This is a genomic window from Brachybacterium sp. EE-P12 (assembly GCF_003711805.1).
Classification (GTDB): domain Bacteria; phylum Actinomycetota; class Actinomycetes; order Actinomycetales; family Dermabacteraceae; genus Brachybacterium.
In genome coordinates this window covers 494,196-515,242 of the sequence record NZ_QXCP01000009.1, presented here as the reverse complement: position 1 = coordinate 515,242, position 21,047 = coordinate 494,196, and the positions used below count along the sequence as shown (strand labels likewise).

Annotated in this window: 18 protein-coding genes and 1 tRNA gene; 11 read left to right on the top strand and 8 right to left on the bottom strand. The window is 73.2% G+C overall.

Annotated elements, in window-relative coordinates; genetic code table 11:
- Nucleotides 1–18 precede the first annotated feature (18 nt).
- Both D1648_RS14645 and D1648_RS14640 read left to right on the top strand, forming a co-directional pair.
- Nucleotides 19–3,426: an ATP-binding protein gene (locus D1648_RS14645; protein ID WP_241155514.1), complete on the top strand. Its 3,408-nt coding sequence runs from the start codon at nucleotides 19–21 to the stop codon at nucleotides 3,424–3,426.
- Nucleotides 3,427–3,585: 159 nt separating this feature from the next.
- Complete coding sequence (locus D1648_RS14640) at nucleotides 3,586–4,095, top strand: hypothetical protein (protein ID WP_122943140.1); 510 nt, start codon at nucleotides 3,586–3,588, stop codon at nucleotides 4,093–4,095.
- Here the strand turns inward: D1648_RS14640 and D1648_RS14635 are convergent.
- Nucleotides 4,058–5,515: a trehalose biosynthesis protein gene (locus D1648_RS14635; protein ID WP_122943385.1), complete on the bottom strand. Its 1,458-nt coding sequence runs from the start codon at nucleotides 5,513–5,515 to the stop codon at nucleotides 4,058–4,060. The genes D1648_RS14640 and D1648_RS14635 overlap by 38 nt on opposite strands.
- Nucleotides 5,516–5,574: 59 nt before the next feature.
- Here D1648_RS14635 and D1648_RS14630 point away from each other — a divergent pair, with 59 nt between their 5' ends.
- Entirely contained in the window at nucleotides 5,575–7,533 is a 1,959-nt protein-coding gene (locus D1648_RS14630) for an Ig-like domain-containing protein (protein ID WP_122943137.1), read from the top strand.
- Nucleotides 7,534–7,546: 13 nt separating this feature from the next.
- Here D1648_RS14630 and D1648_RS14625 read toward each other — a convergent pair whose 3' ends face one another.
- The 6 genes from D1648_RS14625 to D1648_RS14600 form a co-directional block, all read right to left on the bottom strand.
- Complete coding sequence (locus tag D1648_RS14625; protein WP_122943135.1) at nucleotides 7,547–8,164, bottom strand: LytR C-terminal domain-containing protein; 618 nt, start codon at nucleotides 8,162–8,164, stop codon at nucleotides 7,547–7,549.
- A 7-nt stretch (nucleotides 8,165–8,171) separates the two neighbouring features.
- The gene (locus tag D1648_RS14620; protein ID WP_122943132.1) at nucleotides 8,172–9,584 is read right to left on the bottom strand and encodes a beta-N-acetylhexosaminidase; all 1,413 of its coding nucleotides are present in this window, start codon (nucleotides 9,582–9,584) and stop codon (nucleotides 8,172–8,174) included.
- A gap of 209 nt (nucleotides 9,585–9,793) precedes the next feature.
- Nucleotides 9,794–10,819 (bottom strand): peptidoglycan-binding protein, encoded by a 1,026-nt coding sequence (locus tag D1648_RS14615; RefSeq protein WP_241155513.1) that lies wholly within the window; start codon nucleotides 10,817–10,819, stop codon nucleotides 9,794–9,796.
- 664 nt (nucleotides 10,820–11,483) lie between these two features.
- Nucleotides 11,484–11,557 (bottom strand) — tRNA-Pro (locus D1648_RS14610).
- Nucleotides 11,558–11,624: 67 nt separating this feature from the next.
- Nucleotides 11,625–12,578: a metallophosphoesterase gene (locus D1648_RS14605; protein WP_122943127.1), complete on the bottom strand. Its 954-nt coding sequence runs from the start codon at nucleotides 12,576–12,578 to the stop codon at nucleotides 11,625–11,627.
- Nucleotides 12,571–14,970 carry a transglycosylase domain-containing protein gene (locus tag D1648_RS14600; RefSeq protein WP_164518735.1) on the bottom strand — a complete coding sequence of 800 codons (2,400 nt, stop codon included), beginning with the start codon at nucleotides 14,968–14,970 and terminating at the stop codon, nucleotides 12,571–12,573. Before D1648_RS14600 ends, D1648_RS14605 begins: the two co-directional genes overlap by 8 nt.
- 208 nt (nucleotides 14,971–15,178) lie before the next feature.
- Here D1648_RS14600 and D1648_RS14595 point away from each other — a divergent pair, with 208 nt between their 5' ends.
- Genes D1648_RS14595 through D1648_RS14580 form a run of 4 tightly spaced genes read left to right on the top strand, consistent with a single transcriptional unit; the run spans nucleotide 15,179 to nucleotide 17,028 of the window.
- Entirely contained in the window at nucleotides 15,179–15,481 is a 303-nt protein-coding gene (locus D1648_RS14595) for a WhiB family transcriptional regulator (RefSeq protein ID WP_122943123.1), read from the top strand.
- Nucleotides 15,482–15,503: 22 nt separating this feature from the next.
- Nucleotides 15,504–15,674 carry a DUF4177 domain-containing protein gene (locus D1648_RS14590; RefSeq protein WP_122943121.1) on the top strand — a complete coding sequence of 57 codons (171 nt, stop codon included), beginning with the start codon at nucleotides 15,504–15,506 and terminating at the stop codon, nucleotides 15,672–15,674.
- Nucleotides 15,675–15,678: 4 nt separating this feature from the next.
- A complete protein-coding gene (locus D1648_RS14585; protein WP_122943119.1) occupies nucleotides 15,679–16,194 on the top strand; it encodes a RidA family protein in 516 nt (171 codons plus the stop codon).
- Nucleotides 16,195–16,206: 12 nt separating this feature from the next.
- A complete protein-coding gene (locus D1648_RS14580) occupies nucleotides 16,207–17,028 on the top strand; it encodes an MBL fold metallo-hydrolase (RefSeq protein WP_122943117.1) in 822 nt (273 codons plus the stop codon).
- A gap of 185 nt (nucleotides 17,029–17,213) precedes the next feature.
- On the opposite strand, the gene D1648_RS14575 is transcribed toward D1648_RS14580, so the two are convergent.
- The gene (locus tag D1648_RS14575) at nucleotides 17,214–17,891 is read right to left on the bottom strand and encodes a Crp/Fnr family transcriptional regulator (RefSeq protein ID WP_015776602.1); all 678 of its coding nucleotides are present in this window, start codon (nucleotides 17,889–17,891) and stop codon (nucleotides 17,214–17,216) included.
- A 155-nt stretch (nucleotides 17,892–18,046) separates the two neighbouring features.
- Between D1648_RS14575 and nth the strand changes: the two genes are divergently transcribed.
- From nth to D1648_RS14555, 4 genes are all read left to right on the top strand, one after another.
- A complete protein-coding gene (nth, locus tag D1648_RS14570; RefSeq protein ID WP_122943115.1) occupies nucleotides 18,047–18,742 on the top strand; it encodes an endonuclease III in 696 nt (231 codons plus the stop codon).
- Nucleotides 18,739–19,428, top strand: coding sequence for a CoA pyrophosphatase (locus tag D1648_RS14565; protein ID WP_122943113.1), 690 nt, complete (start codon nucleotides 18,739–18,741; stop codon nucleotides 19,426–19,428). The genes nth and D1648_RS14565 overlap by 4 nt, the downstream gene beginning before the upstream one ends.
- Before the next feature lie 201 nt (nucleotides 19,429–19,629).
- The gene (locus tag D1648_RS14560) at nucleotides 19,630–20,016 is read left to right on the top strand and encodes a cold-shock protein (protein ID WP_122943111.1); all 387 of its coding nucleotides are present in this window, start codon (nucleotides 19,630–19,632) and stop codon (nucleotides 20,014–20,016) included.
- Nucleotides 20,017–20,018: 2 nt separating this feature from the next.
- Nucleotides 20,019–20,930 carry a DUF3027 domain-containing protein gene (locus D1648_RS14555; RefSeq protein ID WP_122943109.1) on the top strand — a complete coding sequence of 304 codons (912 nt, stop codon included), beginning with the start codon at nucleotides 20,019–20,021 and terminating at the stop codon, nucleotides 20,928–20,930.
- Nucleotides 20,931–21,047: the final 117 nt, after the last annotated feature.

Below are 21,047 nucleotides of genomic sequence, written 5' to 3'. Positions count from 1 at the left end.
GCTCGGTACCCTGGCGGGGTGCCTTCGACGACTGAGACCGTGAGCCAGCAGCAGGACGGGCTGGAGCTGCCCGGCGTCCCCACGGACCCCGCGGCGGACGAGACGATCACCGACCCCGACCACCCCCACCCGGGGCAGTGGCGGCTCACCCACGTCCAGATCTCCAACTGGGGCACCTTCCACGGCACCCACGACCTGGCGATCTCCTCGAAGGGCTACTTCCTCACCGGTGGCCCCGGCACCGGCAAGTCCACGCTGCTGGACGCGATCAGCGCCCTGCTCACCCCGCCGCGCACCCTGCAGTTCAACGCCGCCGCCTCCGACGCGGGCCCCCAGCGCTCGAAGTACCGCCGCACCGTGGCCAGCTACGTGCGCGGCGCCTGGGCGATGCACTACGACCAGGCCACCGGCGAGTTCAGCCAGGAGGTGCTGCGCGAGAAGACGACCCTGTCGGTGCTGACCCTGCGCTACGGCGACGGCCGCGGCGGCACCGTCCAGCTCTCCCGCCTGCTGCTCCTGCACGCCGGCCACTCCGCGGACTCCGACGTGAAGAGCCTCTACGTCATCTCCCGCACCCCGCTGGACGTCACCGACCTGCGCCGGTTCGTCTCCACCCAGATCGAGGGCAAGGCGCTCGAGGCGGCCCACCCCGGCACCCAGACCTTCCGCCAGTTCCGCGAGTACCGGGCCGCGTTCTGCCAGCTGCTGGGCATCCCGGACGAGAAGGCGCTCGGGCTGCTGCACAAGATCCAGTCCGCCAAGGAGCTCGGCGACGTCAACGCCCTGCTGCGCGACTACATGCTCGACCAGCCCCGCACCTTCGAGCTCGCCGATCAGGCGCTGGCGAACTTCCACAACCTCTCCGAGGTGTACGAGGCGCTGGTCACCGCGCGCGAGCAGCGCGACCTGCTGCGCACCCTGCGCAGCACCCACGAGGACTGGTCGGCGATGCGCGAGCGCGGCGGCGAGCTGGTGGATCGCCGCGCCGACATCGACGTCTTCGCCGCCCAGCACCTCGTGCGCCTGCTCGGCCAGGAGACCGGCCGGCTCCAGCTCGAACGGGACTCGCTCGCCGCCCAGCAGCGCCGCCTCACCCAGGACGTGGCCGAGGCCCGCTCCGACCTCGCCCAGCTCAAGGAGCAGCGCAAGCGCGCCGGCGGCGGCGAGATCGACGACTGGAAGCAGCAGATCGCCGGGCTCGAGGTCGAGCGGGAACGGCGCCGCGAGCGCGCCGCCGAGTTCGCCTCGCAGCTGGCGACCGTCGAGCTGCGCACCCCGGCGGGGGAGGACATGTTCCTCGCCCTGCAGCGCGAGGTCGCCGCGCTGCGCGAGAGCCTCGAGGAGGAGGAGAAGGGCGCCGACGCCGCCCGCTGGGAGGCGGAGGCGACCGTGCGCGAGCTCGGCGAGACCCTCCAGCGCACCCGCGAGGAGCTCGCCTCCCTCACCTCCCGCGCCTCCAACCTCCACTCCCAGGACGTCGCCCTGCGCGACCACATCGCCGCCGAGGTGGGCATCGCCCCCACCGAGCTGCCCTTCGCCGCCGAGCTGCTGCAGGTGCGCGACGGCGAGGAGGAGTGGACCGCCGCCGCCGAGCAGGCGCTGCGGGGCCTCGCCCGCTCGATCCTCGTCCCCGACCGCGTCTACCGCGAGGTCGCGCAGGTCATCGACCGCACCAAGCTGCGTCGGCGGATCTCCTACAACCGCGTGAACACCGACCTGCGCCGCCCCGCGAAGAACATCGACGAGCGCTCCCTCGCCGCGAAGCTCGACGTCAAGGACGGCGAGTTCCACGTGTGGCTCTCCCACGAGATCGCCTCCCGCATGGACTACACCTGCGCGGAGAGCCTCGAGGAGTTCACCCGCCTGAACCGGGCGGTGCTCCGCTCCGGCCAGATCAAGCACTCCGCCACCCGGCACGAGAAGAACGCCGACCGGCAGATCAACGACCGCTCCCAGTGGGTGCTCGGCTTCGACAACCGCGCCAAGCGCGCCGTGTTCGAGCAGGAGCGCACCCGCGCCGAGCAGGCCCTGTTCGAGGCGCAGGCCCGCCGCAAGGACGTCGAGGTGGAGCGGGAGCGGCGCCGCGAGCGGCTCTACGCCTTGCAGGCGATCAGCGCCGTCACCTGGGACGACATCGACGCCGCCTCGGTCGCGCGGCGCGTGGCGAACCTGCGCGACATGGTCCGCGCCGCGGAGGACGGCTCGGCCGCCCTCACCGAGCTGGCCCGCCAGATCGACGAGGTGGAGTCCTCGATCGCCGCGAGCGACGAGGAGCTGCTCGAGGTGGTGCGCTCGGCCGGCAAGGTCGCCGAGCAGGCAGAGCGCGCCGAGGAGCGGCTCGCCGAGGCGAGGAGCCGCATCGAGGACTCCGCCCTGGACCCCGAGGTCGAGAAGGAGCTCGCCGAGCGCTTCGCCGCGATCGCGCCGACGCTCGTGCTGTCCACCATCGACCGCGTCACCAAGGACGCCTCCGCGACCCTCGACGCCGAGCTGATGGACCTCACCCGCCGCACCTCCCGCGCCGAGGAGGACATGCGCACCGCCATGCGCGAGTTCGCCCGCCGCTGGCCCGCGCAGGCCGGGGACACCGCCCCCACCCTCGAGGGGATCGAGGACTTCCTCGCGATACTCCAGCGCATCGAGGAGGAGAAGCTGCCCGAGGTCGAGGACCGCTTCTTCGAGTTCTTCACCGGCAACACCCTCGGGGACGTGCAGGCGCTGGCCACCGCGATCGCCCGCGAGCCGGCCGAGATCCGCAAGCGCCTCCAGCGCATCAACGCGCTGCTGGCCCAGGTCGAGTTCCACTCCGGCCGCTTCCTGCAGCTGTCCATGCGGCCCGTGCACCTCGCGGCGCTGGACGAGTTCAAGAAGGCGCTCGAGGACGCGGTCGCGGACACGGCCCTGAACGACATCTCCCGCGACCGGGAGCTGGCCGAGGAGCGGTTCCTGTCCCTGCGCCATCTGATGGACCTCATCGGTGCGGCCCGCACCCGCGACGACCAGGTCTCCCGCGTCATCCTCGACGTGCGCCGCCACGTGCATTTCCACGCCGAGGAGGTCGACGCGGAGGGCACCGTGGTCCACGCCCACGAGTCCGGCGGCCCCCTCTCCGGCGGCCAGAACGAGCGCCTGGCCACCTTCTGCCTCGCCGCCGCGCTGCGCTACCAGCTCGCCGGCACCGGCCAGGAGGTGCCGCGCTACGCGCCGATCATCATCGACGAGGCCTTCTCCAAGGGCGCGGGCAAGTTCATCACCGCCGCGATGGAGTCCTTCCGCCACTTCGGCTTCCAGGTCATCCTCGCCAACCCCGGCAAGAACCCGCAGGCCCTGGCCCCGTTCATCGGAGGCGTCGGCGTCGTCGCGATCCGCCAGGACCGCTACTCCTCGGTCTCCCCGGTGCAGTTCGTGCCGGCCGAGGAGGACTGAGCCGCCGCGCCGACGGGCACGTCGGCCCATGGGGAGTTCTCCCCATCGGCACCTGCCGCCTGCGCCGATACCCTGGACGCCGCCCGTGCGGACGGGCGAGGCAGCGTTGGTGAGCAGCGGGACGTCGTCGACGGCGGCATGACGGGAGGGCGGTCGAGGATGTCAGCGCTCCCCAGCGGCGCCGAGGACGAGATCCCCGGGCAGGACGAGACCCACGACCGGATCCGCGTGCTGCTGCGGTCCGCGACCTCCGCGCTGCTGCAGGCGCAGCCGGGGCTGCTCGCCTTCCGCGATCACCGACCCCAGCGCGACCGCTCCTCGGGCGGGGCCTGGCACGGGCTGCAGACCTTCTGCCACGTCAGCGCGCTCCTGGCCGCCGACGGCCGCCCCGACCCCGACCCGGCCCGCAGCGCGCGTCTGCTCGAGGCCGTCGAGCGCAGCGTCCTGCCCCACGGCCTGCACCGCCGCTCCGCCGAGGAGGCCCACGGCGTGCGCACCGCCACCTGGGCCGGCCCCGAGGGCGACCTGCTCGAGCTGATCGTCGGGGTGCGCGTGGCCGTGCGGGCGATCAGCGGCCCGTTCCTGCCCGGCTCGCTCGACCCCGTGACGACGACCAGCCCGGTGACGGCCCTCAGTCCGGCGACCCCTCCGGCGCGCCCGGCGCGCTGATCCGCTCGAGCGCCCCCAGCGGGATCGGCAGCCAGGCCGGGCGGTGCCGCGACTCGTACAGCGCCTCGTAGACCGCCTTGTCCGCCTCGAAGGCGTCCAGCACCGCCGACCGGGCGGTGCCGTCGGCTCCCGCGCCCCAGCCCGCGAGGAAGGCGCGGCGCGCGGAGGCGGCCCAGGCGCTCGCGGCCGCACCGTGCTCGAGCGCGACCGCCCCGGCGACGTAGTCGAGGCTGCGCAGCATCCCCGCCACGTCGCGCAGCGGCGAGTCCGGCAGCGAGCGCTCTGCCAGCGGACGCAGCGGCTCGCCCTCGAAGTCCAGCAGCACCCAGCCGTGCTCCGGCGAGGCCAGCACCTGCCCCAGATGCAGATCGCCGTGGATGCGCTGCAGCGGCGGCCAGGGAGCCTCCGCGGCCGCGTCCAGCAGCGCGGCGAGCCGGTCGCGATGCACGGCGACCTGCTCCACCTCCGCGCACACCAGGTCCAGGCGTCCGCGCATCTGCGCGAGCACCGCGCCGACGGTCCGCTCGTCGGCCGGCATCGTGCCCAGCGCCGCGGCGAGATCGCGGTGGACCTCGGCGAGGGCCGCGCCGAGCGACCGGGCCGGGCCGGTGAAGTCCTCGCCCGCCCGGGCGAGCCGCAGCGCGACCCGCCAGGCGTCCTCGACCTCGGGCAGGAACTCCTGCGCCACCAGACCGTGGGTGCGCACCGCGCCGATCCGCAGCCGGGCCGATCCGACCACGGCCGGCACCCGCGAGGAGCCCTGCGCGGTCAGCGCCTCCTGCAGCACGACATCGGGATTCTCGCCGTCCTGCAGCACCCGGAACAGCTTCACGATCAGCGGCGCGGCGCCGTCGGCCTCGACGATCAGAGAGGTGTTGGACTGCTCCCAGGTCAGGAGCCGGGTGCGCATCGCCCGGCCCGGCGCGAACGGGGACGGCTGCCGCGCGGAGGGCTGCGGCGCGCGTCGCGTGGAGACGCCCAGCTGCGGACCGGCCGCGCCGTCGCCCGCGACGAGCGCGGCCACCAGCGCCTCCCGCCCCTCGGGGTCCCGGGTCGCGTCGTCCACCTGCAGCCGGCCACCGGGCACGGCGAGCACCCCCACCTCGGCGCCCTCCTCCGGGGCGCCGGTGCCCGGCCGGCGCAGGACCAACGGCACCTGGTAGAGCGCGCCGGAGTCCCCGGCAGCCTCCTCCGGCGCCCGGCGGACCTCCGCGACGAGCAGGACCACCGCGTGCTCGGCGGCGATCCGCAGCGGCGCCCAGCCGGCGACCGACACCTCCGGCGCGGCAGGTCGCCGGTGCGCGAACCAGCGCTGCGCCGGCATCCACGCCGCGAGCTGCGCCGTCGCGAGCTCCAGGATCTCCTCCAGCGGCGGCAGAGCGGTCAGGTCCAGAGCGGCCGAGGAACGATCGTCGTCCATGACCACACTCTACGAGCGTCCGGCCGGGCGCCGCAGGGCCTCGTTGCTACGCTGGGCCGGTGCTCGAGCCCCCGCCCCGCCCCCGACGCGCGCGCGGGGCACGCGCCCTCGCCCGCGCGGTGCCCCTGCTGGCCGCCGCGGCGCTGACGGCATCCCTCGCGGCCCCTGCCGCGGCGCTCGGGGAGGACGGCCCCTTCGACTTCCCCGCCCAGACGCAGACCCTCGAGATGATCCCCGGATCCGTCACCCGGATCCCGCTGCGCGCCCTCGTCGCCGACGACGCCGAGGACGAGGTCGACCTCGCCTCCGCCCGCCTCGCCGTGCCCGAGCAGCTCGACGAGGCCGAGCGCGCGACGATGGAGCTCGGCGAGGACTCCCTCAGCATCGCCGTGGCGGGGGAGGGGACCTGGACGCTGCTGGGCGAGGAGCTCGTGTTCACGCCCCTGTTCGGGGTCGACGGGCCCACCACCCCGATCGCCCTGACCATCGGCAGCCTCCACGACACCCGCTCCCTGCCCGTGCAGCTGACCCCGGAGCTGCTCGAGCTCGAGGAGGTCCGGGCCCACGGCTCCGCCGGGACCGCCACGGCCGTCGACCTGCCCGGCGACCTCCCGGCCGACGGCTCCGTGCGGCTCGAGCTGGCCGAGCTCCCCGCCGGCTCGACCGTCGGGCTCGACGGCATGCGCGTCACGGTCCCCGACCAGGGCACCTGGCAGCTCTCGAGCGACCACCGCACCCTCACCCACACCCCCGCCGGGCCCGACCTCGGTCGGCAGCTCGAGCCGATCCGCTACGTCGTCGAGGACGAGGAGGGCGCGGTGGCGCGGGCCGGCGAGGTCACGCTGACCATCCCGATCATCTCCGACCTCGACCGCTCCGCCCCCTTCGGCGAGGACATCGTGTTCGTCGTGGGGGAGGGGCAGCAGCACGTGGACCCCACCACGCTGCGCCTCGAGCCGCTCGGCGACCCTGACTTCTACGAGGCCTCCGCCGACGGGACCCGGGTCGTCCAGGACGGCGTCGGGGTGTGGACGCTGGATCGCGACACAGCCACCGTGCGCTTCGCCCCCGACAGCGACGAGGTGCGCGAGGTCGCACCGATGGGCATCTCCGGCGGCGACGGCGAGGGGGCCACGGCCGCGACGGCCCTGCTGAGCACCGCGTACCCGATCCTGGTCCCCCGCACGCAGGCGGCGCAGCCCGGCACGGAGATCGTCTTCGACCTCACCACAGGCATCCGCGACGTGCGCTCGGACTCGCTGCGCTTCGGCGGCGAGCTGCCCGAGGACGCCGAGATCTCGGCCGACGGCTCGGAGCTGACCGTGCCGGGGGAGGGGACGTGGCGGATCGACCTCGAGTCCCGCTCCGTGGTGATGAGCCCCGAGGACGGCTTCAGCGGCACCGCCACCCCGGTCACCGTCGCGGCCCGCGGCGTCTACGCCGACAACTCCGTCAGCGCGAGCATGACGGCGATCTTCTCCCCGGTCATCGCCACGCTGCGCGACGACGAGGCCCGCACCGCCCCCGGCAGCCCGGTCTCGGTGGACGTGCTCGGCAACGACACCGCCGGCAGCGGCTCCCAGCCCCTCGAGCCGAGCACCGTGGAGATCAGCTCCCTGGCCGCGACGAACGTCGCCGAGCTCGACAGAGGCCGCGGCACGCGGCTCGTGATCCCGGGGGAGGGGGAGTTCGCCGTGAGCGGCAACGGCGCGGTGACCTTCACCCCCGAGGAGGGCTTCACCGGGCGCACCACCACGGTGACCTACCACGTCACCGACAGCGCCGGGACCCCCGCCTCGGCGAGCCTCGCCGTGGACGTCGACGCCGGGCTCGTCGCGGGCGAGGAGCAGGGGCCCCAGACCGCCGGCATCAACAGCCTGCTGGTCGGGCTGATGCCCGACTCGCCCAGCACCGCCCTGGTCTTCGGGACGATCGTGATGCTGATGCTGTTCGGCGGGGCGGTCTCGCTGTGGACCGGCGCGCGGATCGAGACCGACCGGCGCGACTGGGAGGACTGACCGCCCCGGAGCCTCAGCAGCCCTCGGGGGCGGGGACCGCCTCCTGCAGCGTCGCCGAGGCCTCGGACTCCTCGGCGAGGCCCCGGTAGCCGCTGCCCAGCAGCAGGTCCACGGCCGCCCCCTCCCGGTCCTCGGCGAGCTTCAGCACCGGCTCCTGCTCAGCGGTGGCCAGCTGCGCGTTCACCGACATCGCCGCGAGATACCCGGCCGGCCCGTACACGATCGTGACCGGGGCGCCGGCGCTGCGGGTGTTGCCCACGTCGGCGACCTCGTAGCCGCGCTCGCCCAGCTCCTCCGCAGTGGTGCCCGCGAGCCCGCTGCGGGTGGTGCCGTTCAGCACCGCCACCGTCACCTCGCCCGGCTCCAGCGGCATCGCCTCCGGATCCGGGCACTCCACCTGCGCGGGGTCGGGGCCCAGGGACTTCGGGGAGATCACCCCGGGCTCGGCCGACGGCTCCTGCAGCTCGCCCACCGCGTACACGCCGATCGCGACCAGCGCGACGGCGAGCACCGAGAACATCGCCAGCTGCGTCGCCCGCAGCCGCCGGGTGCGGCGCAGCCGCTGGTCCCGACGGCGCACGTCGTCAGCCGAGCGTCCGTAGGGGTGCGCGTCGCGGTGGGAGGTGGGCACGGCGGGATCAGTCGTCGAGCGGGCGGTACCGGATCCCGAAGGCGTCCAGACGCGGGAGATGGGCGCGCAGGCGCTCCTCGAACTCCTCGAGGCTCTGCTCGGGCGAGCCCCAGGCGCGCTCCGCGAAGGCGCACAGGCGCGGGAAGGCCATGTACTGGACCGCCCCGGCATCGGGCAGGTACTCGGTCCACAGCTGCGCCTGCATGCCCAGGATCAGCCGCTCGCCGGACTCGTCGAGCTTCTTGGGCAGCAGCCGACCGGTGTAGACGTCCTCCAGGGTGGTCCGCCCGCCGATCGCGAGCGGCTCGTCCTCGGGGGAGGCCTGATAGTGGTCGAAGTAGAGCAGGTCCGAGGTCGCCACGATCGTCTGGAACCCGCGGGAGGTCGCCTCGGTCACCCCGTCCGGGCCGCGCCAGTTCATGATCACGGTGTCGTCGGGCAGGTGGGTCTCGAGCACCTCGTCCCAGGCGATCGTGCGCTTGCCCTGCTCGGCGAGCACCTCGGAGGCGAAGGTGGTGAAGTGGCCCTGGATCTCGGAGACGCGGGTCAGGCCCCACTCGTTCATGCGCTCGCGCGCCTGCGAGGAGCGCTCCCACTCGCCGGTGGGGCACTCGTCCCCGCCGATGTGCACGTAGGGCGCGGGGAAGATCGCGGCGACCTGGGTGAGCACGTCGCGGATGAAGTCGAAGACCTGGTCCGAGACGCCCAGGACGTGGTCGGAGATGCCCCAGACCTCGCGCACCCCGAGCTGCTGCTCGGGGACGTTGCCGAGCTCGGGATAGGAGGCGATCGCGGCCTGCATGTGGCCGGGCAGGTCCACCTCGGGCACGATCATGATGCCGCGGCGCCGCGCGTACTCGACCAGGCCCCGCAGCTCCTCCTGCGTGTAGGAGCCGCCGTGGCGGACCCCGTCGAAGCTCCAGCTCTCCTCGTCCCCGCTCATGTGGCCCACGAGGGTCTGCTCGCGCCAGGCGCCGACCTCGGTCAGGCGCGGATAGCCCTTGATCTCGATGCGCCAGCCCTGGTCGTCGGTCAGGTGCAGGTGCAGCACGTTCAGCCGGTGCAGCGCCATCGCGTCCAGCAACGTCTCGATCTCCGCGACCGGCAGGAAGTGGCGGGAGACGTCCAGGTGCATGCCGCGCCAGGCGTGCTTCGGGCCGTCGGCGATGGTCACGCACGGGATCGCGCCGTCGGCACCGGTGACGATCTGCGCGAAGGTGTTGCGCCCGTCGGCCAGCGCGGCCTCGGAGCCGGCGCTCAGCGTCGCGCCCTGCGGCGAGATCGACAGGGTGTACTCGGTCGCCGGGAGATCCTCGTTCAGGCCGACGGAGAGCCCGTCCCAGGGATCGGTCGTCTCCCACGCGCCCTCCGACCACACGACGGAGCGGGGGAGCGGGACGAGGGCGATGGGGTCGGGCATCCGGATCTCCTGACGGACGTGGGAGTTCGTGACCGCACCAGTCTGCCACGTGGATCACATGGTCGAGGCGCGTTCCACAGCGCCCCGGACGCGGAGGAGCCCGGCCGGCGATGCCGACCGGGCTCCTCCACCATGTCGCCCTGCTCCTTCCCGGTGACGCGTTCTGCGTCGAGCAGGCCGTCATGGCCGTATGTGCGTCTCCTGCGGACTCAGCGGTAGGTGACGAACACGTGCGGGGCGTTCCAGATGGTGCGCTCGACGACCTGCTGGCGCGAGCCGGAGGCGTCGATGATGCCGTTGCCGCCGGTGTAGATCCCCATGTGGCCGTAGTCGTTGCCGGTGAAGGCCACGAGGTCGCCGGGCTTGGCCTGCGACTTGGGGATGATCCGCCCGCCGAAGGTGTAGCCCTTGGCGGTCTTGCGGGGCAGGTTCACGCCGGCCTGGTTGTACGCGTGGTACACGAGGCCGGAGCAGTCGAAGCCGCTGGACGGAGTGGAGCCGCCCCACTTGTAGCGCACGCCGAGCTGGGCGCGGGCCGCGGAGATCACGGCATTGCCGTTGATCGTGGTGCCCGAGCCCACGCCGGTCCCGCCGGAGGGGATCGACACGGAGCTGTACAGGGCGTTCCAGGTCTTCGGACCCACCACGCCGTCCACGCCGATGCCGGCGGCGGACTGCAGCGAGCGGACCGCGGAGCGGGTGGCGGAGCCGAACACGCCGTCGACCGCGATGCTCGCACCGCGGGCGTTGAGCTGGCTCTGCAGGGTCCGCACCGCGCTGCCGCGGCTGCCCTGACGCAGCTTGGGCTGTGAGGACGGGGCCGTGGACGTGGAGCCCGACAGGGCGTTCCAGGTCTTCGGACCGACCACACCGTCCACGCCGATGCCGGCGGACGACTGGCGGTTCTTGACGGCCCGCAGCGTGGCGGAGCCGAACACGCCGTCGACCTTCAGGGACGCGCCGTGGGCGTTCAGGCGCTGCTGGAGGTAGGTGACGGCGTTGCCGCGCGCGCCGAGACGGAGCTTCACCGAGGTGTAGCTGCTGCTGGCGGGCGCGGAGGCAGGAGCGGCGGCGGGCGCCGTGGTCGCCCCGACGGCGGCGGCGGGAGCAGCCGGTGCCTGGGCGGTCGCGGAGGCGCTGCCGGCGAGGGCGGCGGTCGCGGAGACGGCGCCGATCACGGCGGCCCCTCCCACGCCCTTGCCGACCGGGGCGGCGAGCCCTCGGTAGTCGATCACGGCACGACCGGGAGCCCGGTGCGTGGCGCGTGGAGCGGTGCGGAACATCGTGGGCGATCACTTTCTCCGTCGCCTCGCAGAGATGCTCCGTCGTTCTCGGGCCGGGCCCGCGGAGCCTGCGCCCGTCACCCAGGGAAGCGGAGGAAGGAACCGGACCGGTGACGGGAAGGCGGCGGCCCGGTGGATACCGCCCGAGAAAGGCGGCACCGCTGGTCACCATATGTCTGCGCGAGGAGGGGGCCACAGGGGGATTTACGGCCCGGCGAGCACTTCTTTACGAAGATTTTGCCCCCTGAGCCGAGAATGCCGCGTGTTCCGTCGAGGAATTGAATTCCACCGTGATAACTACTCCGTTGTCATTCACAAGGGTTCTACGTCCAGAATGTCTGATTCGGGCGATGTCGCAGGTCCAGGCGTCGGCGGGCGAGATGTCCGATATGCCCGGAAAGGGCGCCGGTGTGATGCGGGGCTGCCGGAGAGGTTCTCGGAAGAATGCGTGACCGCTCTGTCCCGGAATGGGCACGTGGCGATAAAGTGTCGTCTCGAGGGTGGTGTGCGGAGCGGGATCCCTCCCGCGGGGACGCCGCGCGGCCGATATGCGCGAGCATCGGCCGACGAGAAAGGGGAGTCGCGAGATCCGTGGATCTTGCGACTCCCCTGAGGGTCGGGGTGACAGGATTTGAACCTGCGACCTTGCCGTCCCGAACGGCACGCGCTACCAAGCTGCGCCACACCCCGGTGGACCACGCCGGAGCGGGTCACCGAGGAGAAACTCTAGCAGGCTCCGAGGTGCTCAGCCGACCTCTCACGGCCTCCGGGCGCGCAACGTGAGCAAGGTCGCCTCCGGCGGGGTCAGCAGGCGGTAGTCCGAGTACGGGCTCGCCCCCATCCCGGCGCTCACGTTCATCGGCACCCCGTGCCAGTGGGAGACCCCGCGCGCCTGGTGGCGCGGCAGATCGCAGTTCGTCACGAGCGCCCCGATGCCGGGCAGACGCAGCTGGCCGCCGTGCGTGTGCCCCGCCAGGATCAGCTCGGACCCGTCGTCGACGAAGGCGTCCAGCACGCGCCGGTAGGGCGCATGCGCGACCCCGATCCGCAGCACGTTGCCGTGCTCCGGAGCGGGCGGCTCCGCGGCGGGCGCGGGGGGCATCTCATCGCGCTCCAGATGCGGGTCGTCGACGCCGACCAGCCGGAGCTCGAGACCGCCCAGCTCGATCGTGGCGCGCGTGTTGGTCAGGTCCTTCCAGCCGTGCGCGGTCAGCGTGGCGGCGAGCTCCTCGACCGGCAGCGTCGGCTCGCGGGGCTCGGTCATCCCGGCCGGCCTCGGATCCGGCAGCAGGTAGCGGGCGGGGTTCTTCGGCGACGGGGCGTACATGTCGTTCGAGCCCATCACGAAGGCCCCCGGGCGGCGCAGCAGCGGAGCGATCGCCTCGGCCAGCACAGGGATCGACGCGGCTGCGGCGATGTTGTCGCCCGTGTCGATCACCAGGTGCGGGCGCAGCGTCTCCAGATGTCGCAGGAAGGCCAGCTTCCGCTCCTGGCCGGGCACGAGGTGGATGTCGCTGATGTGCAGGACGCGACGGGTGCGGGCGCCCGGCGGGAGGATCTGCAGCTCCGCCTCGCGCAGCGTGTAGCGGTGGATCTCGACGTGGCGGGCCCACACGTGCGCGGCCGCAGCGGCGCCGAGCCCCAGGGCGCCCATGCCCCCGGCGACCGCGAGGACGGGCCGGCGCCCGTCCCTCGGTCCCCGCTCACTCATCGGTGGAGGACTCGCGGATCACGACGGTCTCTCCCTGGGGGAGCTCCGTCCCGGCCGGCGGATCGGTGTCGATCGCGCTGTCCGGGCCGACGTCGTCGCTCTCAGCCTCCTCGATCTCCACCGAGTACCCGGCGGCCTCGACCGCCGCCCGGGCCTGCTCGATCGGCATCCCGCCGACGTCCGGCACGGTGCCCTTCTCGATCGCGTCGCCGGCCGCGGTGGACGTCGGTGCGGGCGCGGAGGGGAAGTCCTCCGAGGGCAGGCCCTTGTGCACGTCCGTCATGTACTCCTGCCAGGTGGGCAGGGAGACCGTGTTGCCCCAGACGCTGCCGCGCTCGAGCATCTCGCCGTCGACGGAGAACCCGCCGGGGCGGATGTTCGACTGCGGGTGGCCGAACCACACCGCGGTGGACATCTGGCGGGTGAAGCCGACGTACCAGGTGTGGAACTGCGAGCCGGAGGTGCCGGTCTTGCCGCCGGCCGGGTGGCCCTCGACGACCTTGCCCTTGCCGGTCGCGCGCGGGTCCTCGAGGTCCTGCTGCAGCACCCAGGCCATCGTGTCGGCGATCTCGGGATCGACCGCCTGATGGCAGTCGGCGCCGGAGATCTCCATCGAGTCGCCGTTGCGGTCCACGACCTCGCTGATGCCCTGCGGCGTGCAGAACGTGCCGTTCGCGGCCCAGGTCGCGTAGGCGGCGGCCATGTCCAGCGCCGAGATGCGCAGCTCGCCGAGCACCACCACGGAGGGGGCCAGCTCGGTGCCGTACAGCTCGTCGATCGGCATGTCCCAGGTGGTGGGGTCGTAGGGGTTGTAGGTCGCCGGGACCACGCCGATCTCGCGGGCGCTCTCGGCGATGCTGCACAGGTCCAGCTGACGGGCCATGTTCGCGTAGGAGGTGTTGATCGAGAACTTCGTCGAGTTCAGGACCGTCTCCATCGGGGCGATCGGCACGGAGACCGCGTTGTCGGGGTTGTAGCCGGGGCTCTCGCGCCAGGCGCCGCGCGGCAGGCACTCCGCCGGGAAGGACGACATCGCCTCGCGCCGGGTGCTCACCCGGTCCTCGATGCTGCGCCCGCTCTCGAGCCAGTTCTGCAGCACGTAGGGCTTGAAGGTCGAGCCGACGGGGAAGCCGCTGCCGCCGCCGAGCGCCTGCGGCACGTTGTAGTTGATCGCGGTCTCGCCGGGCTTCACGTCCTCATGGGGGTTGAAGGTGCGGTTCTCCGCCATCGTGAGGATGTTGCCGGTGCCCGGCTCCACGGTGACGATCGAGTGGCCGAAGCCGCTCTGGGAGTCGCCGGGCACCTTGCGCTGCAGGATGTCGACGGCCGCCTTCTGCGTCTCCGGGTCCAGGGTCGTCTTGATCGTCAGCCCGCCGCCGTAGAGCAGCTTGCGCCGCTCCTCGTAGGTGGGGGCGAAGTTCGGGTCGTTCAGCAGCGAGCGGGTGACGTAGTCGCAGAAGAACCCGCTGTCGCCCGCATCGGCGCAGCCGGCGCGCACGTTCTTGATCTCCAGCATGTCCTCGACGGACTGGGAGGTGTACTTCTCGTACTCCTCCTCGTCCACGTAGCCCTCGCGCTTCATGTCCGCGAGCACCTCGTCGCGACGCTTCTGGCCGGCCTCGGGGTGGGCGACCGGGTCGTACTGGTTCGGACCGTTGGTGATGCCCGCCAGCAGCGCCGCCTCGCCGGGGTCGAGGTCCTTCGCGCTCTTGGAGAAGTAGTGCTGCGCGCCCGTCTCGACGCCGTACTGCGAGGGCCCGAACTGGGCGACGTTCAGATAGGCGTTGAGGATCTCGTCCTTGTCCCAGCGCTTCTCCAGCGAGATCGCGAGCTTCGCCTCGCGCAGCTTGCGGCCGTAGCTCTGCTCGGTCGCGGCGAGCTGGTCCTCCTGGTCGCCGCGCTGGACCGCGTCCATCAGCAGCGCGTTCTTCACGTACTGCTGGGTGAGCGTCGAGCCGCCCTGGGTGGAGCCGCCCGCGGCGTTCGAGGCGAAGGCGCGGACCAGGCCCTTGGGGTCCACGCCGCCGTGCTCGTAGAAGCGGCGGTCCTCGACCGCGATCACCGCGTGCTGCATGTGCGGTGAGATCTCCTCGATCGGCACCATGATGCGGTTCTCGGTGTAGAAGGTCGCCAGCAGGGAGCCGTCGGACGCCTCGATGCGGCTCGCCTCGTTCAGCGGCTCGACCTCGAGCTCGCTGGGGTAGGACTCGAAGAGGTCCACCCCGTCCTTCGCGACCGCGGAGGAGGCGGAGACCGCCGGCAGGAAGAACGCCGCCAGCAGGACGCCGGCGAGCGCGGAGACGGCGAGGAGCCCCAGGAGCAGGTAGACGGTCTGCGCCAGGGCGACGGGCAGTGAGCGTCCGGAGGCGGACGCGGGCGAGGTGCGGGCCATGGAACTACAGTACGGCGGCGCTCCCGGGGCGGCCATTCCGGCGTGCCGCGGGCGCGGAATCTTCACGAAGCCGATGCCGCGCCGTGATCCGGGCCGGTCCCGTGCTCCGCTGCGCGTGCGTCTCGTCTTTTTTGCCATGTGGCGACCGTCTCCATACAGTGGGGCGCAGAACGGATCAAGGTCGATCCGGGAGATGGAGGGACGGAGCATGACCATCGGGGGAGGCGCCTTCACGGGCGACAGCAGCTGGGCCACGCGCGGAGCGTGCGTGTCGATGGATCCCGACGGGTTCTTCGTCCAGGGCGCGGAGCAGCACGCCGTCAAGGCGGCCTGCGGCGCGTGCCCGGTGCGCACCGAATGTCTCGCCGACGCGCTCGACAACCGCGTCGACTTCGGTGTGTGGGGCGGGATGACCGAGCGCGAGCGCCGTCGGCTGCTGCGCCGCAACCCGCACGTCACCGACTGGTCCGCCGTGCTGCGGCGCGTCGAGCAGGAGGCCGTCGGAGGCTGACGCTCCCGGGTAGGCTCGCCCCATGAGCACACCGACCCGCTGGGAGTACCTGACCGTTCCGCTGCTGATCCACGCGACCAAGCAGATCCTGGACAACTACGGCGACGAGGGCTGGGAGCTGGTCCAGGTCGTGCCGGGCCCGAACCCGGAGAACCTGGTCGCCTATCTCAAGCGCCCCCGCGTCGAGGGCTGAGCGGATGACCGAGCCCGCGTCCGTCGCCGACGCCCGCAGCGCCCGCATCCGTGCCCGGCTCGCCGAGCTCGGGCACACCCTGCCCGAGGTGGCCGCACCGGTCGCCGCCTACGTGCCGGCCGTGCAGACCGGCGCCCACGTCCACACCTCCGGGCAGCTGCCCTTCGTGGACGGCGCCCTGCCCGCCACCGGCAAGGTCGGGGCCGAGGTGACGGCCGAGCAGGCCGCCGAGCTCGCCGCGACCTGCTGCCTGAACGCGCTCGCCGCGGTCGAGGCCCTCGTCGGGGACCTCGACCGCGTGGCGAGGATCGTGAAGGTGACCGGCTTCGTCGCCTCCGATCCCGCCTTCACCGGGCAGCCCGGCGTGATCAACGGGGCGAGCACCCTGCTCGGCGAGGTCTTCGGCGAGGCCGGCCGCCACGCTCGCTCCGCGGTCGGCGTGGCCGTGCTCCCGCTCGATGCCCCGGTCGAGCTCGAGCTCGTCGTCGAGCTCTCCGCGCCGCTCGCCCCCACCGCCTGAGACGGGGCGAGCATGGACGAGCACCTCGCGCAGCGCGCGCCCGACGCCCCGCCCGTCGAGCTGATCACGGTCCGGGCCGACAACCCCGGCCCGATGACTCTCACCGGCACGAACAGCCACGTGCTGCGCGACGGGGACCAGGTCTGGGTGGTCGATCCCGGCCCGAAGGACCCTGAGCACCTCGCCGAGCTGCTGCTGAGCTGCGGCGACGACGCCAGGCCCGAGGGGGTGCTGGTGACCCACCGGCACCTCGACCACGCCGCGGGCGCGGCGACCCTCGCCCGTCAGCTCGGTGCCCGCAGCGGCCGCGAGGTGCCGCTGTGGGCCGCGGACCAGGCCGCGGTGCCGGGCTCGCGCCCGCTGCCGGCGACCCTCCTTGGCGACAATGGCACCGTCGGCCATGTCATCCATCTGCCCGGGCACACCTCCGACTCGGTCGGCGTGCTCGTCGACGGGGGGCGGCTGCTGACGGGGGACACGCTGCTGGGCGGCTCCTCCACCGTGATCGTGCCCGACGACGGCGGCTCCCTCGCCGAGTACCTGCAGTCCCTCGCGATCCTGCGCGCCCTCACCGAGGACGGCCGGATCGCCTCGCTCCACCCCGGGCACGGCCCGGCCGTCGACTCGCCGCTCGAGGTGCTCGCGACGATCGAGCAGGCGATCGCGCACCGGCAGGAGCGGATCGAGCAGGTGCGCCGGGCCCGGATGGCCGGGGTGTTCACCCTCGAGCGCCTGCTGCGCGTGGTCTACGGCCCGGAGCTGCCCGAGGAGCTGCAGGGCGCGGCGCGCTGGAACCTCCGCGCGACCCTCGACCACCTCGCCCAGGAGCGCTGAGCGGGGCGGCGCCGTGAGTCGCTGCACCGCCCGGCGGACGTCGCGGCACCGTCGGCGAGAGTCATTACTCCCCGGTATCCCGTGTGGGGTGTCGGAATCAGGGATGATTCCGACACCCCACACGGGATGCTCCTGCTGGCTCGTGCTTCGCGTCGTGCGTCGGCGCGGGGCGCGCCCGGCGGGCCTCAGCGGGCGCGGCGGCGCAGGCGCTCCACGTCGACGATCAGGACCGCGCGGGCCTCGAGCCGGATCCAGCCGCGGGAGGCGAAGTCCGCCAGGGCCTTGTTCACGGTCTCGCGGGAGGCCCCGACCAGCTGGGCGAGCTCCTCCTGGGTGAGGCCGTGGGCGACCATCACGCCGTCGTCCGTCTGGCGGCCGAAGCGCTGGGCGAGGTCCAGCACGTTCTTCGCCACGCGGCCGGGGACATCGGCGAAGACCAGGTCCGCGAGGGACTCGTTGGTCTTGCGCAGACGACGCGCGAGCGAGGCGAGCAGATGGCGGCCCACCTCCGGACGCTGCGCGAGGACCCGGTACAGGTCCTGCTGGGAGAGGGAGTAGAGCGTCGACTCGGCGACCACGGTCGCGGTCGCGTTGCGCGGCGCCGGGTCGAAGAGCGAGAGCTCGCCGAGGGTCTCGCCCGGGCCGAGCACCGCGAGCAGGTTCTCGCGGCCGTCCCCCGAGGCATGGCCCACCTTGACCTTGCCGGAGCCGATGATGAAGAGCCGATCGCCCGGATCCCCCTCGCGGAAGATGATGGCGCTGCGGTGGTAGTCCTCCTGCTTCATCGACGCCAGCACGGCCTGCTTGCCGTCCTCGTCGAGCGCGGCGAACAGCGGCGACGACCGTACGATGTTCTCGTCCACGGAACCTCCTGGATGTGGGGTCCCGACATGTCGGGACCGTGCTGTGCAACCTGTGGCGGACGCCACGTTGAGCGGTGGCGGCTGTCACACGATGGTCAAACACTATCGCGCTCATGGCGTCGTCGCCCATCTCCCGGGAAGGAAGGGCCTCCGGCATGTCGAGCAGAACGTCTGTGCGGACCGCTGCGGAGCCGCGTCGCGGCCCCGCGGACGCGGGGCTCGTCGCACAGCGTCTCGAGCAGCTCCACGCCGGGGCGCGCACCGAGCTCGACCACACGGACGCCTTCGAACTGCTGGTCGCGACGGTGCTCTCCGCCCAGACCACGGACGTGCGCGTCAATCAGGTCACGCCCGGGCTGTTCTCCCGCTGGCCCGGCCCCGCCGCGCTCGCCGCGGCCGACGAGGCGGAGGTGACCGCCCAGGTGCGGCCCCTCGGGATGGGGGCGACCCGGGCGCGTCGGATCATCGGGCTCTCCCGCGCGCTGCTCGCGGACCACGATGGAGAGGTCCCCGACGACCAGGCGGCGCTCGAGGCGCTGCCAGGGGTGGGGCGCAAGACCGCGCATGTCGTCCGCGGGGCCTGGTTCGGCCACTCCCTGCTGGCCGTGGACACGCACGTCGGCCGACTCGCTCGCCGCCTGGGCTGGACCTCGGCCACCGATCCGCGCGCCGTCGAGGAGGACGTCGTGGCCCGGCTCGCGGCCGACGGCACCGGTGCCGAGGCCGAGGACCTCACGATGCTCGGGCTGCGTCTGATCCTCCACGGACGCCGCGTGTGCACCGCCCGCACGCCCCGCTGCGGCCAGTGCGTCCTGGCGGACATCTGCCCGAGCGCGGAGGTGGTCGCATGAGTTCCGCCGGCGGCGGTCTGCCGGAGGGCGCGGGCTTCCTCGCGCCGCTCGCAGCCCGGGCCCGACGAGGCGAGGTGCTCGTCCAGAACCGGCCCCGGCGCGGCTCCCCGCCGATGCCGGCCGACGGCGGCCGCCGCAGCGCCGTGCTCATCCACGTCGCCGGCAGGGACCTCGGCTCCGCCCGGCTCGTGCTCGAGGAGCGCGGCCACGGGCTGCGCTCCCAGCCCGGTCAGTTCTCCCTGCCCGGCGGGAAGCGGGACCCCGGCGACCGCGACGACGTGCACACCGCCCTGCGCGAGGCGCGCGAGGAGACCGGGCTCGACCCTGCGGACGTGCACGTCCTGGGCGCCTTCGCCCCGATCCCGATGCCCTGGCGCGGCCAGCGGGTCATCCCCGTGCTGAGCTGGTCCACCGTGCCGCCGCCGCTCGGGGTGCAGGACCCGGTGGAGGTCGAGCGCCTGGTGTGGGCGCCGCTGACCGGGCCCGGCTCCCTGGGCGATCCCGCGCTGCGCAGGCGCGGCCGGCTCGGCGGGCACGACGTCGGTCCCGTGTTCGAGCTGCCCGGGGATGCCTTCGTGTGGGGCTTCACCGCCATGATCCTCGAGCAGGTCCTCGCCGGGCTCGGTCTCGATCCCGTCCCGGACGACGCACCGGTGCGGGAGATCCCGCCCGAACGGCGCCGCTGAGCAGTCCCGTCGACCCGGGCGGTGGCCGTGGTCACCTCCGAAGAACCGGCTCGCCGCCCCCGCTCGCCGCGCGATAGCATGGAGCGTTGCCGGACCCGCTCCGGCAGCCTCCGGGGCGGAGGCGGCCGGCACGCACGGTCCGCACGCGCCCCGGATCCAGGAACACACCGCGACGACCACCAGATGAGGAATGGGATCCAGGTGCCACGAGGCAAGGTGAAGTTCTACGACGCCGAGAAGGGCTTCGGCTTCATCCTCGACGACGAGGACGGTCAGAGCGTGTACGTGCACGCCACCACCCTGCCCGAGGGGGTCACGACCCTGCGTCCCGGCGCCCGCGTCGAGTTCGACATGGTCGACGGCCGTCGCGGCCCGCAGGTGCTCTCGCTGCAGCTGCTCGAGCCCGCCCCGTCGGTCGCCCGCGCCCGCCGCCAGAAGCCCGAGGACCTCGCCGGCATGGTCGAGGACCTCATCCGGCTCCTCGACGACGCCGGGACCGGGCTGCGCCACGGCCGGTATCCCGACCGCGGCCACTCCCAGAAGATCGCCACCGTGCTGCGAGCCGTCGCCGACAACTTCGAGGCCTGAGAATGACGTCCCCGACCACCGCCCCCCGCCGCCCCCGCACCGCGCGCCCGAAGCTCGACGCGGTCGCCGCGGCCGCCGTCGAGCTCGCCCGCGAGGCGCTCGCGGACGTCACCGAGCCCGGACAGGTCGGTGAGCACCTCCGCGTCGAGGCCTCCGGGGAACGGCTGGTCACGCACGTCTTCGAGTGCACGATGCCCGGCTACCGCGGCTGGTCCTGGGTGGTCGTGCTGACCCGAGCCTCCCGCGCGAAGGCCGCGACGGTCGCCGAGACCGCGCTGCTGCCGGGCGAGGACGCGATCCTCGCCCCCGACTGGGAGCCCTGGTCCGAGCGGCTGAGGCCCGAGGACGTCGGCACCGAGGACCTGCTGCCCTATCGCGAGCAGGACGAGCGGCTCGAGCAGGGCTACGAGGCCACCGGCGACGAGGACGAGGACCGCGTCGCGCAGTGGGAGCTCGGCCTCGGCCGCGCCCGCGTGCTCTCCCCGGAGGGTCGCTCCGAGGCCGCCGAGCGCTGGCTGGCCGGGGAGTTCGGGCCGCGCCAGATCTCCTCCCGCGGTCGTCGCGGCACCGTCCAGGCGAGCTGCACCAGCTGCGGCTTCCTCATGAAGCTCTCCGGATCGCTGCGCCAGGAGTTCGGGGTGTGCACCAACGAGTGGTCCCCGGCCGACGGTCGCGTGGTCCACCTCGACTTCGGCTGCGGCGCCCACTCCGAGACGGGCCAGGACGACGGCGAGCACGAGATCCCCCGCGCTGGGAACGTGATCGTCGACGAGCTCGACGTCGAGGTCGTCGAGGGCGGCGGCACCGAGGCACAGGCCGAGGCCGCCGGAGACGCGACGCCGGCCGAGGAGTCCTCGTCCGCGGCGGCACCGCTCGCCGACGAGGTCCCGGAGGCGGATTCGCCCGAGGACTGATCCTCCCCGGTCGCCCCGGTGCCGGGTACCCACGAGCCATGTGCGCCCCTGTTCCAGATCCGGAACAGGGGCGCACATGGCTTTCCAGTAACCCTCTCGCGGGCACGGGCACGGGCT